Here is a 16932-nt window from a genome sequence, read left to right as displayed (position 1 = left end):
GGGAGGCAATCCGGCACGCCCTCTCGCGCGCCGCGCTGCCCACCTCGGACCGGTGAGCTCGGAAGTGAAGGTGCTAGTTCGAGCGGGTCAGCGGGTACTTGTAGAAGTTCTGCGCCCACTCGATGGTCCAGATCGTCGGCTCCACGTACACGTTCTTGTCCGCGCCGAGGATCATGCCCCGCTTCATCTTCGCCATCGCCGTCAGGAAGACCTTGCGATCGTCCTCCATGCGCGGCCGCATCACGGTCGACGGGGGATACAGCTCCTTGACCTGAGCCACCGTCGCCGCGTCGTTGATCCACCCGTCGACCCCGTGCTCGCCCTTCGGGAGGCGCGAGCCGCCGGCGTCCAGCCAGTCGCGCAGGTCGTTGTTGCCTCGGTTCATGCCGTCGGCATGGCAACCGATGCAGGAGCTGCCGGTGTTCAGGCGGCGATCCTGGGTGGCGAAGCCCAGCGTGCTGTTGATCTGCGCGTCCGAGGCGTTCCGGAGGAGGCGTGGATCGCGCACGATGTTGCCGAAGGCGTCGACGCGGCGCTGGTTGATGCCGCCCCAGAGGGAGTACCCCTGAAGGCCGTTCGGCAGATCCCAGATCACCTCCTCCGCCGACTGCTGGAGCCCGTCGGTCCCGGTGTAATAGCGGCAGTTCAGGTAGCTGCCGCCCGCGTAGCTCGGCGCCCCGTCGCACCCCGGCGGCTCCGTGCCGTTCGGCTGAGCCAGCGTCGCGATGAAGCTGTAGTTGCTCGCCGAGCCGCCGGCCCCGCTGATGAACTTGGGGATCGGGTGCGCCCAGAAGGGGAACCGGATCTGGCCTGTGTCGTACGCCTGCTCGATGGTGGTCACGCCGTCGAGCTGCCCGGAGAAGACGTCCCACGTCTTCCAGTAGTACCCGCCGCTCTTCGTCCTGGCCCTGTAGTACATGCGGGAATCGACGGTGATGGCCTGCTTCGTGAGCATGTACTCGTACGACTTGATCCCCGCGTCCTTGATGACGCCGAGCTCGGCCTCGAGATCCTGCGCGTACCAGGGGATCGCCATGATGGCGTTGTAGACGTCCGGGCGTGTCAGCGTGTAGACGAGCTGGCTCGCCTCGATGTAATCGGTCTTGAAGCCGTTGACGTTCGGCGGCAGCACCTGGCTGTCCGTGGCGCCCTCCACGTTGCCGGCGAGGACGCGCCCCCAGACGAGCCTGGCGAAGCTCGGATCCACCTGGACCGTCGAGGTGTATCTGTACCGCTCCCTGAACGTGACGTCGGAGCCGACGGGCTCACCCAGGTAGTTGACCGAGGTCCTCCCGAAGAAGACGTCGTCGTCCGATCCGCCGAAGTGGAGCTTCGTGACCCCCTTGTTGTAGCCCCAGTAGTTGCGGGTATCGAAGCGGTAGACCATGCCCTTGCCGTTGATGTCCACCGGGTTGACGATCGTGGGGGCCCAGCGCGCGGTCGAGTTCAGGGCCTTCGACAGCCCCACGCGGGCCACGTTGAGCTCCTCTGCGCTGACGCCCGCGTTGTGGAGCTCGTGCAGCGAGGCGTACTTGATGAACTCCGCGTCCGCCGCGGCGACCGTGGCCTTGTCCGTCGCGATCCACGCCTTCACCTGGTCCTCGGTGACCTTCTCGCCGGCCGCGACGGGGCGCGGGGTGGCCGGCAGGGTCGGCGCGACGGCGTTCGCCCACGCCGTGACGGCGTTGAGCATCTGCGTGTTCGCGTCTCTGCAGCTCGTTCCGAAGCAGTTGTGCCGGTCGATGCCCATCCGGACCACGAGCTTGGAGTCCGCCGGCTTCTTGAAGTTGACGCGCGTGAGCGCGTACTCGTGGGCCAGCGCCGGATCGACGTCGGCGTGCATGGGCGCCTGGGCCTTGCCCGTCGAGCTGTGGCAGCCAGAGCAGTTGGCGGTCAAGAGCGGGTAGACCGTCGTCTTGAAGGCCTCCAGCGACGCGGCCATGTTGAAGTTCATCTCCTTCGGAAGGCAGACGGCCTCGACGTTCTTGCCGCCCTTCCCGTCCGGGATCTGGCTGTAGCCGAGCGTGCAGCCCGACGCCGGGTTGACCCCCGTGTCGGCGTCGCTGCCGCCGGAGCCGCCCGAGCCGCCAGCACCGCCGGAGCCGCCAGCACCGCCGGAGCCGCCCGCACCGCCCGAACCACCGACGCCGGTGCTCGCGCTGCTGGAGCTGGTCGCGCTGCTGGAGCTGGTCGAGCCGCCAGCGCCGCCAGCCCCGCCCGAACCACCTCCGCCGGTGCTCGCGCTGCTCGAGCTGCTGCTCGCGCTTGAGCTGCTGCTTGAGCTGCTTGAGCTGCTGCTCGCGCTGCTTGAGCTGCCCCCCACGACCTTGAACGTGAACTTCTGGTTGTCGCCGTTCGCCCAGCTGTACTGCTGGAGGCCGGCGCCTTCCGCCGTCGATCGCCCGATGACGTCGAGCGCCTTGTTGCTGTTTCGGGCCATGATCCGCTGGGCGTTGTTGCCGACGTCCACGAACGAAAATTGCTGGCTCGTGGCGTTACCGCAGCTGGATTGGACCACGGAGGCACCGTTCGCCGTCGATCCCCCGTTGATCCCGAGGCAGAGGCCGCTGTTCACGTTCCGCAGCCGGAAGTATCCGCTCCCCGCGGACTCCGCCCGGAACTGCTGTCGCGTGGCGCCGTTGCACGTGGCGATCTGCGCGGCCGCCGAGCTCGCCGTGCTGCCCCCGCGTATCTCGACGCACTTGTTGCTCTGCACGCCGACGAGCGTGTAGGCCGCGTTCGGGTCGATCGTGAGGCTCTCCCCGAGCGCGTCGCCTTGCTCGCTGCCGGTGTCGTCCAGACCAGCGATGCATGAGACGGCGAGAAGGCTCGTCGCGGAGGCAAGCAAGGCGCCCCTTGATGCGAATCTCATGTTGTTCTCCTCTGTCAAGTAAGAAGTACGGTCTATCTACAGCTCGACGCTGCCCTTGCGCTGGTCAGGGGCTCTCGACACGCAATGCGCGATGGAGGCTCCGGAGGGACGGCCGCGGGCTTCATCGGTCATCACCCCCCCAGGGGATCTCGATCACGAGGTGCGGAGCTGGAGGACTCGTTCAACAGGCGGTCAGGCACCGCTAAGAGGATTACTCTTGTCCCGTATCGTGTTGCGAGTCAAGCCCATCATGCGTCCCACCGCGTCATTTGTGTGGTCGTTTGCATGGGCTTGCATGGGCTTTTGCATGGGCTTTTGCAAGATCGTTTACGTGAACGTTCACATGGCCGTTCACATGACTGAACGCAGGATCGTTTGCGCGATCGTTTATAAATCCGCGCAAACACGCACAATTTTGCGCATCTCCGCGCCGGTCCCCCGCCCCCGATCGTCGTCACTTTGCCGCGCACCTGTCCGTCTCGTTCACTTTACCGGCATTTATGAACGACTATTTACGAAGCCACGACCACGACAGTTGATGACCAATGACCTGTGCCGCAATGTCCCACATTGACCGAGACATTTGGCTTCTCGCGCCCTCTTCGCCCGTGTCACTGAACCGGTCGAGTCTCGCCTGAACGAGAGTTGCCGCGGCACCCCTGGATCGTCGGATGACCAGGGATTCGCCGTGCGTTGATTCCTGCACAAATCCAGGCAGGTCGCTCCCCGAGGCGGTACCCGAGGGGCACGGGGCGGATCGCCGAGGCGCCAGGGCACGGAGCGAGCGTCAGGCGATGGTCAATATTGACAAGTCGAGAACAATTTGTCAAGCTCAGGCCTTGACGGTCGGCGCGCCGATCCCAAAGCTCGTCCGGTGCGTGAGCGAGCCACCCTGGCCGAGCGCGCGCTCCACCCGGAGGAGCCCACGCCTCCTCCGGCGACCAGGCCGCGGAATGGTCGCCTTCAAGGTCGTGTTCTGTCTCGCCAGACACCGCGCCTGGCAGGAGGTCGTCCCCTCATGAACGATTCACGGCGTCGCAAAGGGCTGCGGCTCGAGCGGGCGCGCGCTTCAGCCCAGTTCAAGGACGGCAAGTTCGAGAACCCGTCGGGCGCCGGGCCCACCATGACCAAGGGCTCGACGCTGCCCGTGCTCGGCGAGTTCTTCTTCCGCCGCGGCCGGCGGGAGCCGCCCGCGCCGCTGCCCGTCGTGCGGCCCCACGAGACCTGGGCCCGGCAGAGCGACACCGGCCTGCGGGTCACCTGGCTCGGCCACAGCACCGTCCTCCTCGAGCTCGATGGCCGCCGGGTGCTCACCGATCCTGTGTTCGGCGAGCGCGCCTCGCCGGTCTCCTTCGCCGGCCCGCTGCGCTTCCACCCGGTCCCGGCCGCGCTCGACGAGCTGCCGCCGCTCGACGCGGTCCTGCTCTCCCACGACCACTTCGATCACCTCTGCGCGCCGACGATCGAGGCGCTGGCCCGCACGCGCGTCCCCATCGTCACGCCCCTCGGCGTGGGCGCGCTCCTCGAGGCGCTCGGCGTCGACCCGGCGCGGATCACCGAGCTCGACTGGCACGAACGCGCGGAGATCGGCGGCGTCCGCTTCACCGCGACGCCCTCACAGCACTTCTCGGGCCGCGGGCCGACGAGCCGCAACGCGACGCTCTGGGCTTCCTGGGTCATCGAGACAGAGCGGCGCAAGGTCTTCTTCTCCGGCGACACCGGGCTGTTCCCCGGGTTCGAGGACATCGGCAAGCAACACGGCCCCTTCGACCTGGTGATGCTCGAGGTCGGCGCGTATCACCCCGCATGGGGGACGATCCACCTCGGCCCCGAGAACGCGCTGACCGCGTTCGAGATGCTCGGCGGCGGCACGCTCCTGCCCGTCCACTGGGGCACCTTCAACCTGGCCCTCCACGACTGGGACGAGCCGGCCGAGACGCTGCTCTCCCTGGCGACCGAGCGCGGCGCGCGCGTCGTGACCCCCGGGATCGGCGCCGCGTTCGAGCCCGAGCGCGTCGGCGCGCCGACCCCGTGGTGGCGCGCGGTCGCGGGCCCGCGGTGACGGACGGCGGCCAGCCCCGTTCCGCCGGAAGGCCGCGCCACGCCTCGCGCTGTCACGCCGCCCGGGGCCTCGTCTCGGGCGAGGGCGGCGTGAGCTGCTCGACGGTGTAGGCGTATTCGTAGGTCTTGCGGAACTCGCGCCAGCTCCGGAGTTGCGGCATCCACTCGTCGTCCCGCAGCGCGCTGAGCAGGAGCAGGATGCGCGACTCGGAGGACAGCCGTATCACGGCGTCGCGCGTCTCCTGCGCCGCCATGCAGAGCTCGAGATCGGTCGCGGTGCGGATCCCATGCGCCTTCAGCCTCGAAAGGATGCTCGACGGCGCGCTCCGGGCCGGCTCGGCCTCGTCTCGCGCGTGGAGATACAGGATGGCCTGATCCACGAGGTCGACCAGGCGCGGGGCCGGGATGCGCGTGCGCAGGATCAGCTCGATCAGGTTGTGGTGCGCGAGGTTCTCGATGTTCTCGATGCCCTCCTCGAGCAGGCGCGCCTTGTCGTAGAGCGTGATGCCCTCGAGATGGGTCAGCGGGTCGCGGTCCTTCAGGGTCGGGACGAAGAAGGTGACCATGCGCGTCTTGAGCAGGTCATGGAGCACGGCGAGCCCGGTGTCCGGGACGATGCCGATGAAGAAGGCGAGCAGAAGCAGGTGCCAGGGCGCGCTGTCGATGGGCGCCGCGCCGCCCGAGGGCGAGGCGCCCTCGAACGTCTTGCTCATGACCCAGGCCAGGATCGTGGCGATGATGATGCGCACGGAGATGTGGCTGTACGCCTTGGGCCCGAGATCCGCCCGCACATAGCGGCGGAATACCATGTTGAGCGCGAAGAAATACGTGCCGAGGAACGCGAACGTGAAGGCGGTCCGGTTGGGGATGAACAGGGAGTGAAGCTCGACCGGCTCGTCCCCAAGCGTCTCCCCCACGGACGCCACCGTCGGCAGCGCCGAGATCACCCAGCCGACCGAGAGGAGGAACGTGCTGAGGATGATCGGGACGAAGAACAGCGGACCGCGCCGGGTGTCGAGCGCGTCCTTCATCAGCGGAGAATAGGCCCGCTCCGCCTCGTCGATCGTGCGGAGCGCGGGATCGAGCCGCAGCACGTCGCGGTGAAACTGCTCCTTCACCACGTTCCGGCGCTGCTCGGCGAACAGGAAGAACAGGAGCGCGGGCAACGTCGCCGCGGCGCCGATGAACAGCGCAAAGAGGAGCAGAAGCGCCATGCTGCGCATCGATAACGTGAAGATCTCGTGAAGGCGCTTCTCGGCCTGCAAGAGGACCGTGGCGGCGGGGATGCCGAACCCGACGAGGCACACCGCCAGCATGCCGATCGCGCGCCAGAACTGGTCGCGCAGCATCAACGCGGTGCTGCGATGGCGATGCCGGGCCCAGCGCTCCAGCGACGGGAACACGGTGAACGCGATCATCCCGACGCCGACCGTGCCGAAGGCCAGGCGGGCCCAGCCGTCCAGGGTGACCACGAACAGCGACGTGAGCCCGCCGAGGACCAGCACCCCCGCGATGGCGGCGGCGTCGAGGCTCGGCTCTTCGGCCTGGACCGGGGCGCGCTTCTCCACATAACCACGCTCGAGCCAGACGCTCAGATCCAGCCCCTGCGCCGCCGTCTCCGTCGTGCGCACCACGTCGAAAGGCGCCACGACGAGATCGCTGCCATCGCGCCTGATGCAGATCCGGCGAGCCGTCTTGTTGACGAGCTCGATCTCCTCGGCGGGCGGCGCCTGCCGCTGCAGATCCTCGAGCTCCCCATCTGCCATGGCGTTTCCCCTCGATCGGCGCGGTCGCCCCTGATCCCTGCGGCGGCGCCTCGACGGCAGGTTGGGACCCAGTCGAGCTTGGAGCTTATGCCCATCGACGCTCCGCCGCGAGAGCGCGCCGCATCGTGGAGGTCCTCCCGGTCCTGGCCCGTCCGGACGGACGCTGCGGGATCGCCGTGGCTCGGCTCCTCGGGTACGCCGCTGGGCCCCGTGGCCCCTCCCCTGGCCCCTCCCCCTGGCCCGCTGCGATGCGCCTCCACCCCCGCCTGCGATCTGATAGAGCCCTGGCGCGTGCGCTCCCTCACTCTCCTGCTCTGGCTCCTCCTCGCGTCGGCGCCGGCCGCGGCGCGGGCCGACGCGGCGCCGCCCGGCGCGCCCTCACGGAAGGCGGAGGCGGCCGCGTCACGGGTGGTGATCGTCGAGGCCGGCGTGGACGACCCGCTCGTGCTCGAGGCGGCGACGCGGCTGCGGGCCGAGCTCGGCGCGGCGGGGTTCGAGGTGGTGCGCGTCACGCGAGCGCCCGAGAGTGATCTGCGCGCAGGGCTGGAGCGCGCCGCGAAGGAGGCGGACGCGTTCGCGGCCGCGACGATCGTGCGCTCGCGGACGGGCGCGACCGCCGACCTCTGGATCGTCGATCGCGTGACACAGAAGACGGTGGTGCGCGCCGTGGAGGCGGCCGGCGCGGCGGCGCCGTCGGTGATGGCCGTGCGCGCGGTCGAGCTCCTGCAGGCGAGCTTGCTGGAGGCGAGCCTTCAGGAGCCGCACGGGCGCGCCGCGGAGGACGGCGGCGCCGCCGTTCCCGACGACGTGCGGCGGTGGATGGCGCCCGTCCGGCGGCGGGCCGGGATGCCCCCTGCGCCGGAGCGGGCCGGGATGCTCGCGGGCGTGGGCGTGGAGGCCGGCTTCGTGGCGCTCCTGAGCGCGGACGGCGTCGGGCCGGCGCTGGGGCCCGCGCTGCGGCTGTCGTACGGGGTCGGCGCGGACGGCCGCGGCGGCGCGCTGCCCGCGGGGCTCGCGGCGCGGCTGACGTTCGCCGGGCCGACGCTCGGGGCCGCGCTCGAGGGCGAGCTCGGCACGGTGTCCGTCCGTCAGGAGATGGCCTTTCTGGAGGCGGTATGGGCGCTGGACACGGGCGGCGCGATCTCGCCTGTGCTCTCGGCCGGTGTGGGCGGAATTCACCTGTTCGTCAGCGGTGATCCCCTGCCGCCGCTGCGGAGCGCGACGGGCGATGTCTTGTCGGTCGCCGCGGCCCTGGGCGGGGGCGCCGGGCTGCGCCTGACCGACCGCGCGACCCTCCTGGTGGATGCACACGCGATCTTCGCGGAGCCCCGCGCCGTCGTGACGCTCGGCGGCGAGCGGCTCGGCACCGCGGGGAGACCGACGTTCGCCGGGTTTCTCGGGCTGCTCGTGCGGCTCTGAGCGGGGCCGCGCCCGGATGGCCCGGCGGGGGCAGCGAACGCCGGCACAAGGTGGTTTGCCGATGTTGGAGAGGCGCCGATTCCGGTACCGTCTGTGAATCAGTCGACGGCGCGCCCGATGGGGGCGCGGCCTCCTGGTTCGGGTGACAGCGATGAGAGTGCGAAGAATTGCGGCGGCTTTGCTCAGCACGGTCGCCTTTTCGACGGGATTTCTCGGCTGCTCTGACGATTCCGAAGACGTCGCGGGAGGCACATCGACGAGCGACGGCGCGGGCGCCGGCAGCAGCGGCGCTGGCGCGGCGGGCCAAGGCGGCTCCGGCGGCGGCGGCTCGGGCGACGGTGGCTCGGGCGACGGCGGCTCCGACGGCAACGACGGCGGCTCCAGCGCCCAGAGCGGCGCCGGAGGCGGAGACGGCGGCTCGGGCGCCGGAGGCGGAGACGGCGGCTCAGGCGAGGCGCGGGGGCTCGGCGCCCGGTGCGAGAAGGACGCGGACTGCGGCCGGCGTGGCCTCTGCTTCACGGAGTCGGGCGACGAGTTCATCGGCGGAGGCCCGGCGGGCGGGTACTGCACGACCACGTGCACGGGAGACAGCGATTGTGAGGGCGAAGGCAGCGCGTGCTTCGACGGCCTCTGCCTCCTCGGCTGTACCCCGGGCGAGCCCCCGCTCGAGACCATCCTCGACGAGCTCGATCCGACGAAGTGCCGCGGCCGCGAGGAGCTGCGCTGCGAGGAGATCGAGGATGTGGCCGTGTGCATGCCGAACTGCGGTTCGGACAGCCAGTGCGGCGGCCGGGTGTGCGATCCCCGCATGAACATCTGCGTCGACAAGCCCACGCAAGGGCTGCCGGCAGGCGCCGCGTGCGCGCTCGGAGCCAACGGCACGGATCCCTGCGCGGCGTGGTGCATCGACATCGGCGCTGACGTCGGCGTGTGCGCCGGTGTGTGTGGGCTCGGCGGGGACGTCGCCAACGAGGACTGCGGAGGGCTGGAGAACGGCGTCTGCATGTATCCGCTGGTAGCCGAGCCCGGGGTGGGTGACCTCGGAATGTGCGCGCCCGCGTGCAACAGCCACAGCGACTGCCTGCTGCCGCACGCCTCGTGTGTGTTCCTCGGCGTGGAGACCAACGGATTCTGCCTCCTCGACGTGACGAAGTGCCCGAGGGGCCAGAGGAACTGCGCGAACGGAGAGATCTGCACCGTGACGCCCGAAGGCCGTTTGTGCCTCGACGAGAATTACCCCCTGGAGGACCCGGGCACAGGCGGTGCGGGTGGTGGTGGCGGCGCCGGTGGAACGGGCGGCGCGGATGGCACCGGCGGCGCCGATGCAACGGGCGGCGCCGATGCCGCGGGTGGTGCAGGCGGCACGAATGGCGCAGGCGGCTCGGATGCCGCAGGTGGCGCGGGCAGCACGAGTGGCGCGGGTGGCGCTGGCGGCACGGATGCCGCAGGCGGCACCAATGGCGCTGGCGGCACGGATGCCGCAGGCGGCGCAGGCAGCACCAATGGCGCTGGCGGCACGGATGCCGCAGGCGGCGCAGGCGGCACCAATGGCGCTGGCGGCACGGATGCCGCAGGCGGCGCAGGCGGCACCAATGGCGCAGGCGGCACGGATGCCGCAGGCGGCGCAGGCGGCTCGAATGGCGCAGGCGGCACCAATGGCGCAGGCGGCACCAATGGCGCAGGCGGCTCCCTCGATGGGTCGTCGGTGTCTGCCGGGGGCGCCGAGTAGCGGGAAGCGCGATCAGGGCGCTGGCCGCTCCTGTCCAAGCAGCAGCGCTGTCGCTTCGGGCGCTCGCCAGTCCCTCGCGCCCGTGAAGCGGAGGGACATCCTGCCGTCCGCGTCCACCAGGAAGGTGTCGGGCAACGTCGAGACCCCGAACCGCTGCTGCACCGCAGGGGATCCAGCCCGCACGACGCCGGGAGGGATCTCGCCCCCGAAGAAGGCGCGCACGACTTCCCAGTTCTCGTCGACGCTCACGGCCACGACCTGGAGCCTCCCGGCCTTCTCCAGCTCCTGGCCGAGCTCCAGCAAGCGCGGGAGCTCGGCGCGGCAGGGGCCGCACCAGGTGGCCCAGAAGTGGAGCAGCACAGGCCGGCCGCGCAAGGCGGCGGCGCGGAGCGAGGTCCCGTCCGGCTGCTCGAAAGCAGCGTCGGGCATGCGCTGGCCCTCGTGGAGCCGCTCGACAGCGAAAGGGCGACCTGGCCGCTCGGCGCTGCGGCGGCGCTCCACGGCCCAGTAGAGCCCCACCGCGAGCGCCTGGACGAGGATCAGGACGCCCGCGGCAGCGGCGATCGCGCGGAGGCGGGAGCGCACACGCATCGCCTACTCCGCGGCGGGCGACAGGGCCGCGCCGGCGCGCCGCGGAGGCTCGGAGGCGCCCGCCTCGCCGGCGGCGTCCGCGCGGAGCCTCCCGCCGACCACGCTGTAGAGCGCCGGCAGGACGAGCAGCGTGAGCAGCGTGGAGGAGATCACGCCGCCGATCACGACGGTCGCGAGCGGGCGCTGGACCTCGGCGCCGACGCCCGTGTTCAGCGCCATCGGCACGAAGCCCAGGGAGGCGACGAGCGCCGTCATGAGGACCGGGCGGAGGCGCCGCTCGGCCGCGAGCTCGATGGCGTCCCGCGCCGGCATCCCGGCCGCGGTGAGCTGCCGGATGGTCGAGACGAGCACCATGTCCCCGAGCACCGCGACGCCCGACAGCGCCACGAACCCGACGCCCGCGGAGATGCTGAACGGCAGATCGCGAAGCCAGAGCGCGACGACGCCGCCGATCGCGGCGAACGGGACGCCCGTGAAGACGCGGACCGCATCCAGGAGCCGCCCGTACGTGAAGTAGAGCAGCAGCAGGATCAGCCCGAGCGCGATGGGCACGACGACGAGCAGGCGCGCCTGCGCCCGCTCGAGGTGCTCGAACTGCCCGCCGAAGCGGACGTAATAGCCGGGCGGGAGCTCGACCTCCCGATCGAGCCCCGCCCTCGCCTCCTCGACGAAGGTGCCCACGTCGCGGCCCCGGACGTTCGCCTGCACGACGATCCGGCGCTTGGCCCACTCGCGGTTGATCGCGGCCGGCCCCTCGGTCGTGCGGATCTTCGCGAGCCGCGCGAGCGGGATGCGCTCCCCGCCGGCCGCGGTGACCAGGATGCGGCCGATGGAGGCCGGGTCCTCCCGGTAGCGATCGTCGATGCGCAGCACCACGGGGAAGCGGCGCTCGCCCTCCTGGAGCTGCCCCACCTCCCGCGCGCCGAGCGCCTCGACGACATCCAGGACGTCGGCGGCCGCGATGCCGTGGCGGGCGATGGCGGCGCGGTCGACCTCGATCTCGAGCACGGGCTGGCCTGTCACCTGCTCGGTCACGACGTCCGCGGCGCCGGGGATCGTCTTGAGGGCGGCCTCGATCTCGCGCGCCTTCCGCTTGAGCGTGTCGAAGTCGTCGCCAAACAGCTTCACCCCGAGATCGGCCCGGATCCCCGCGACCATCTCGTTGACCCGCATCTCGATGGGCTGCGTGTAGATGACGCGCATGCCCGGCATCCCCGCGAGCTCGGACTCCATCGCCTCGACGAGCTCGTCCTGCGTGGCGGCGCGCTTCCACGCCTCCCGCGGCTTGAGCGTGATGAACATGTCGGACAGCTCGAGCCCCATCGGGTCCGTCGCCACCTCCGCGGTGCCCGTGCGCGTCCAGACGCGCTCGATCTCGTCCGGAAACCTGTCGAGGAGGACCCGCTCGAGCCGGGTGCCGTAGCGGATCGACTCGCCCGCCGAGACCCCCGAGAGCCGCACGGTGTTGGCGACGAGGGTGCCCTCACGGAGCCGCGGCACGAACTCGGCGCCGAGCCGCGTCGCGAGGAAGGCCGCGTTGCCGAGGAGCAGCGCGGCCCCGGCGAGCACCGCCCAGCGCCACCTCAGCGCGAGCTGCAGCGCGGGCCGGTAGGCCCGCTTGAGGAGGCGCACGAGCACGTTCTCGCGCTCCTTCACGCGGCGCGGCAGGAGCAGGCTCGCGAGCGCCGGCATGAGCGTGAGCGACAGGATCATCGAGCCGATGAGCGCGAAGATCACGGTGAGCGCCATCGGCCGGAACAGCTTCCCCTCCGCCCCCTCGAGCGCGAGGATCGGCAGGTAGACGATCATGATGATGAGCTCGCCGAACATCGTCGGCTTGCGGACCTCGATCGAGGCGTCGCGCACGACGTCCGTCGTGCTCCGGTCGCTCGCGTCCTCCGAGAGCCGCCGGACCGAGTTCTCGACCATGATCACCGAGCTGTCGACGACGAGGCCGAAGTCGATCGCGCCGAGGCTCATCAGGCTCCCCGCGACGCCCGCGCGCAGCATGAGGTCGAAGGCGAAGAGCATCGACAGGGGGATGGCCGAGGCCACGATGAGCCCGGCGCGGAGGTTGCCGAGGAAGGCGAAGAGCACCGCGACGACGAGGAGCGCGCCCTCGAGCAGGTTCTTCTCCACGGTGCCGAGCACCCTGTCGATGAGCTCGGTGCGGTCGTACACGACGGCGACGTCGACCCCTGGCGGCAGGCTCTTCTCGACCTCCGAAAGGCGCGCCTTGAGCCGCGTCGTGACGTCGTGGCTGTTCTCGCCCATCAGCATGAAGCCGAGGCCGAGCACGACCTCGCCCTGGCCGTCGGCGGTGACGGCGCCCCGCCGGATCTCGCGCCCCTCGACCACGCGCGCGACGTCGCGCACCCGGATGGGCGCCCCGCCCTTGGCGGCGACCACGATGTCCTCGATGTCGCTCACGCGCGTGGCGATGCCGATGCCCTGGATCAGGCTGGATTCACCGGCCTGGTCCAGGTTGCCCCCGCCCACGTTGGCGTTGTTGCGCTCCAGGGCCTCGGAGAGGTCGTGGAGCGAGAGCCCCCGCGCGGTGAGCTCCGCCGGGTCGACGAGCACCTGGATCTGCCGCTCATCGCCGCCCCACGCGTTCACCTCGGCCACGCCGCGCACCGAGCGGAGCTGCGGCGCGATGACCCAGTCGTGGACCGTCCGCAGCTCGCTCAGCGACTTGCCCTTGCCCGTGACCACGTAGTGGAACACCTCGCCGAGCCCTGTGGCGACGGGGCCGAGCTCCGGGCGATGGATCCCCGGCGGCAGCGTCACGGTCTGGAGCCGCTCCATGACGACCTGGCGGGCCAGGTAGATGTCCGTGTCGTCCTCGAAGCGCGCCGTGACCTGCGAGAGGCCGAAGCGGGAGAGCGAGCGGACCTCCTCGAGCCTGGGCAGCCCAGAGATCGCCTGCTCGACGGGGGCCGTGATCTGGCGCTCGATCTCGACGGGGGAGAGAGCAGGCGCGACGGTGTTGATCTGCACCTGCACCGGCGTCGTGTCCGGGAAGGCGTCGATCGGCAGGCGGCGGAAGGCGAGGAGGCCCGCCAGGGAGAGGCCGATCGAGGCCAGGATCACGAGGAAACGGTGGCGGAGCGACCACGTGATGACGGCGTTCAGCATGGCCCGCGGCTCAGTCCTCGCCGCAGCAGCCGGCGCCGATGCTCTCCTTGAGGGTCTCGGTCTTGAGCAGGAAGCTCCCTTCGGTCGCGACCTCCTCGCCCGGGCGCACGCCCCTCGTCACCTCGACAAGGTCGCCCTCGGTCGCGCCGACCTCGACCCGCCGCGCCTCGAACTGGTCGTCCGCGAGCCGCACGAACACGAGCTTCACCGTCCTCGCGCGCTGCACCGCGGCGCGGGGCACCACGACCGCCGCGCGGGATGGGGCGAGGATGCGCGCCCTGCCGAACATGTTGGCCCGCAGCGCGCCGCCCGGGTTCGCGAGCGGGACGCGCGCCTTGGCCGTGCGCGAGGCCGGGTCGATGGCCGGCGCCACGTACGTGATCTCCCCTCGGAGCTCGCGCCCCTCGATGCCGTCGACCTCGATGACCACCGGCTGCTTCAGCGTGACGGCGGCAAGCTCGGTCTCGGGCACGTCGAGCTCGGCCCACATGCTCGAGACGTCGACCACCTCGAACAGCGTCTCCTCGACGCCGACGAGCCTGCCCACGGTGGCCTTCCGCTGCGTCACGACGCCCGCGAGCGGGGTCGTGAGCGTATAGCCCCCGCTCCCGCCCGCGCTCGCGCCCACGACGGCCAGGGAGGCCGCGAAGGAGGCGCGCTCGGCGCGGGCGGCGTCGAGCTCCTGCTGCGCGGCGAGGACGCTCCGGCGCGACGAGATCCCCTCCTTTTCGAGCTGCTCCTCGCGCTTCAGGTTCTCCTCGGCGATCTTGAGGCGCGACTGCGCGCCGGCGAGCCGCGAGCGATCCGCCCCCACGTCGGCGCTGTCGATGATCGCGAGCGGCGCGCCCTTCTTGACCTCCGCGCCCACGTCCACGTGCAGCTGCCGGACGACCCCCGCGGCGCGGGCGTTGATCTCCGCCACCTTGAGCGCGTCGTAGACGATCCTGGCGGTCACGGGGATGCCGCCGCCGCCCTGGCGCTCGACGGCCTTCGCGGTGAGGATCCCGGCGAGCCGGGCCGTGTCCCTGGTCTTGAGCTTGACCTTCGTCCCGTCGGCAGGCGCGCCGTCGCTCGCCACGTCGGCCGCCGGCTTGCCTCCGCGCTCGGGGTGGCAGATGGGGCAGATGGACTCCGGGAGCTCGTGCTCCTTGCACCAGTCTCCCTTGGCCTGGAAGACGGGGACGAGCCTCGGGTTGCACTTCGTGCAGAGGGCTTCCAGCACGCCGTGCTCCTTGCACATCGAGCCCTCGACGGCCGACGCCGCGCTCCGCTTCCCCCCGGCCTTCTCCGCCGCGGAGCTGTCGGTCCCCTTGCCCCCGCAGGCCGGGAGCGCGGCGAGGAGCAGGAGCACCGCGATGCCAGCGCGGCCTGGCACGTCAGCTCCCCTTCGGCGGCCGGACGATCTTCAGATCAGGATTGCACTTGAGGCACTGCGACTCGGGCAGCCCGTGCTCGGCGCACCAGTCCCCCGTCGCCTTGAAGGCCGGGATCAGATCCGCGTTGCAGCGGGTGCACTGCGACTCGGGCACCTGGTGCTCTCCGCACCAGTCCTCGTGGGAGCCGGGTTTCACGTCGGCCGGCGCGTGCGCCGCCTTCGCCTGCTCCGGCTCGGGCGCGGTCTTGCCGGCGCTCGGCGCCTCCTTCGAGCACGACGCAGCGCCGAGGGCGAAGGCGCAGATCAGGACCGAGATGGAACGAAGCTTCATGGGCCTTTTCTCTTGATTGTTCGCGGCGTCACGCGACGGGAGCGCCTCGGACGCGCGCCATCGCACCGCCACCACCGTTACCGCCGCTGACCCTGGCCGCAAGCGTAGAGCGCGAGCCGGGGACGAGGTCCGGCCATGGCCCTCCCTGGGCGGACCTCTGGCGGGCAGAGCCATCGCCGGCGGGCGGCGCCCCACCGCCCGCCGTCTTCACACCGCTGCGCGCTTGTCCGAGAGCGACTGGATGCACATGCGCAGCCCCTCCCGGAGGTTCCGCTGCGTGGTCACGGCGGACAGCTCCAGGCCGAGCGACGTGATCAGCGCGGCCACCGCGGGGCGCACGCCGGTGATGACCCCCTTCGCGCCGAGCAGCTCGACCGCGCGGATGATCCGGATCACGTGATCGGCCGTCTCGCCGTCGATGCTGTCCACGCCGGTCATGTCGAGGATCGCATAGCGGGAGCCCGTCCTGACGATGGCGTCGAGCAGCTCTTCGGTGATCACGCCTGCCCTCACGCCGTCGAGCGTGCCGATCAACGGGAGCGTCAGCACGCCGTCCCACACCTGGATGATCGGGGTGGCGAGCGCGCGGAGCTCGTGCTGCTGCCGCTCGATCAACGACAGCTTGTCGCGGAGCTCCTGCTCGGTCCGCTGGAGCTCCTCGGCGATGCGGGCGCGCTCATCGACCTCGCGCTTGAGCTTGTGCAGCGCGATGGCCAGATCCGTCTTCGTCGCCCGCTCCTCGTCGAGCAGGCGCTGCAGCCGGTCCTCCAGGCTGGTCGTGGCGGGGCGCACCGTGAACTCGTCGCAGGCGTCGCCCCGGGCGGCGAACGACGTCTGCTCGACGTCGCACTCCTCCCCGAAGAGCCGGGTGCAGTATCCGGCCAGCTTGCCCGCGATCATGCTGCTGCCCCAGCAGACGTCGAGCTCCTTCTGGTAGACGGACTCCCACCCGTTCACCACGCGGAAGCGGGCCTCCTTCCGCTCCCGGTCCAGGGAGAGCACGTGCCACACGCCCCAGCCCGCCGTGGCCGCGCCGACGCCGAGCGCCTTGAAGCCCTCCTCGAACGTCGGATAACCGGAGATGTAGTCCCAGTCGTCGTCGATGCTGAGCCGCCCCCCGCTCTCCACGGCGAGGTTGAAGCGCTCGGTCCCCGCCATCCGCTGGAAGCCGGACATCAGCCCAACCACGCTGCTCGGCAGGAACATCGACACCGAGGGGACGCCGGCCCAGGTGCACTGCCCGTTCTCGAGATCCCACTCGACCGCCATTCCCCCGACGACGACGCGGATCCTCTTGTCCAGAAGCTCAGAGATTGTGCTCATAAATTCCCCGAGTCCACGAGCGCCCCCGCCCGCCTGCCGCAGTGTACCGGCTCGACCCGGCGCGCGTCGCCCTCGACGGGCGAGCCACGACTGGCCTCGATCCGGCCAAGACGGCGCTCTGGGGCTCGCGCGGGAGCGCACGTCCGTGACGGCCCCTCGGGAGGCGGGGCCAGAGCCGCGGCGACGGCGAACAGGCCAGAGAGAGAGAGCAAAGCGCTGCTCGTCCCGCGGAATCCCCCGCTCGTGGCCGAGAACCTGGCGCTCGTCGGTTCGTCCCTGATCTTCGCGAGCTCGGCTGGCAGTCTGGCGCGACATGAAACCGATATT

The 16932-nt window shown here is 70.9% G+C and carries 10 protein-coding genes; 3 read left to right on the top strand and 7 right to left on the bottom strand.

What is annotated here, in order from left to right; genetic code table 11:
* Nucleotides 1-73: 73 nt before the first annotated feature.
* Entirely contained in the window at nucleotides 74-2872 is a 2799-nt protein-coding gene (locus WMF22_RS15095) for an RICIN domain-containing protein (RefSeq protein ID WP_438036193.1), read from the bottom strand.
* Nucleotides 2873-3890: 1018 nt separating this feature from the next.
* Between WMF22_RS15095 and WMF22_RS15090 the strand changes: the two genes are divergently transcribed.
* The gene (locus WMF22_RS15090) at nucleotides 3891-4934 is read left to right on the top strand and encodes an MBL fold metallo-hydrolase (RefSeq protein ID WP_437299784.1); all 1044 of its coding nucleotides are present in this window, start codon (nucleotides 3891-3893) and stop codon (nucleotides 4932-4934) included.
* Between the two features lie 52 nt (nucleotides 4935-4986).
* Here the strand turns inward: WMF22_RS15090 and WMF22_RS15085 are convergent, their stop codons facing one another.
* Complete coding sequence (locus tag WMF22_RS15085) at nucleotides 4987-6699, bottom strand: hypothetical protein (protein WP_438036192.1); 1713 nt, start codon at nucleotides 6697-6699, stop codon at nucleotides 4987-4989.
* A 291-nt stretch (nucleotides 6700-6990) separates the two neighbouring features.
* On the opposite strand from WMF22_RS15085, the gene WMF22_RS15080 reads away from it, so the two are divergent.
* The gene (locus WMF22_RS15080) at nucleotides 6991-8118 is read left to right on the top strand and encodes a hypothetical protein (protein ID WP_437299782.1); all 1128 of its coding nucleotides are present in this window, start codon (nucleotides 6991-6993) and stop codon (nucleotides 8116-8118) included.
* Nucleotides 8119-8296: 178 nt separating this feature from the next.
* Entirely contained in the window at nucleotides 8297-9847 is a 1551-nt protein-coding gene (locus WMF22_RS15075) for a hypothetical protein (protein ID WP_438036191.1), read from the top strand.
* A gap of 12 nt (nucleotides 9848-9859) precedes the next feature.
* Here WMF22_RS15075 and WMF22_RS15070 read toward each other — a convergent pair whose 3' ends face one another.
* The 5 genes from WMF22_RS15070 to WMF22_RS15050 form a co-directional block, all read right to left on the bottom strand.
* A complete protein-coding gene (locus WMF22_RS15070) occupies nucleotides 9860-10438 on the bottom strand; it encodes a TlpA family protein disulfide reductase (protein ID WP_437299780.1) in 579 nt (192 codons plus the stop codon).
* Nucleotides 10439-10441: 3 nt separating this feature from the next.
* Nucleotides 10442-13576, bottom strand: coding sequence for an efflux RND transporter permease subunit (locus WMF22_RS15065; RefSeq protein WP_438036190.1), 3135 nt, complete (start codon nucleotides 13574-13576; stop codon nucleotides 10442-10444).
* Nucleotides 13577-13586: 10 nt separating this feature from the next.
* Nucleotides 13587-14951 carry an efflux RND transporter periplasmic adaptor subunit gene (locus tag WMF22_RS15060; RefSeq protein ID WP_438036189.1) on the bottom strand — a complete coding sequence of 455 codons (1365 nt, stop codon included), beginning with the start codon at nucleotides 14949-14951 and terminating at the stop codon, nucleotides 13587-13589.
* 1 nt (nucleotide 14952) lies between these two features.
* Nucleotides 14953-15282 (bottom strand): hypothetical protein, encoded by a 330-nt coding sequence (locus WMF22_RS15055; protein WP_438036188.1) that lies wholly within the window; start codon nucleotides 15280-15282, stop codon nucleotides 14953-14955.
* 207 nt (nucleotides 15283-15489) lie between these two features.
* Entirely contained in the window at nucleotides 15490-16605 is a 1116-nt protein-coding gene (locus tag WMF22_RS15050; RefSeq protein WP_438036187.1) for an STAS domain-containing protein, read from the bottom strand.
* Between the last annotated feature and the right edge of the window lie 327 nt (nucleotides 16606-16932).

Origin of the sequence: Sorangium sp. So ce204, from assembly GCF_051526795.1 — a bacterium.
Classification (GTDB): Bacteria; Myxococcota_A; Polyangia; order Polyangiales; family Polyangiaceae; genus Sorangium; species Sorangium cellulosum_B.
The sequence above is the reverse complement of the archived record's forward strand: the minus strand, read 5'-3'. Positions and strand labels throughout refer to the sequence as shown.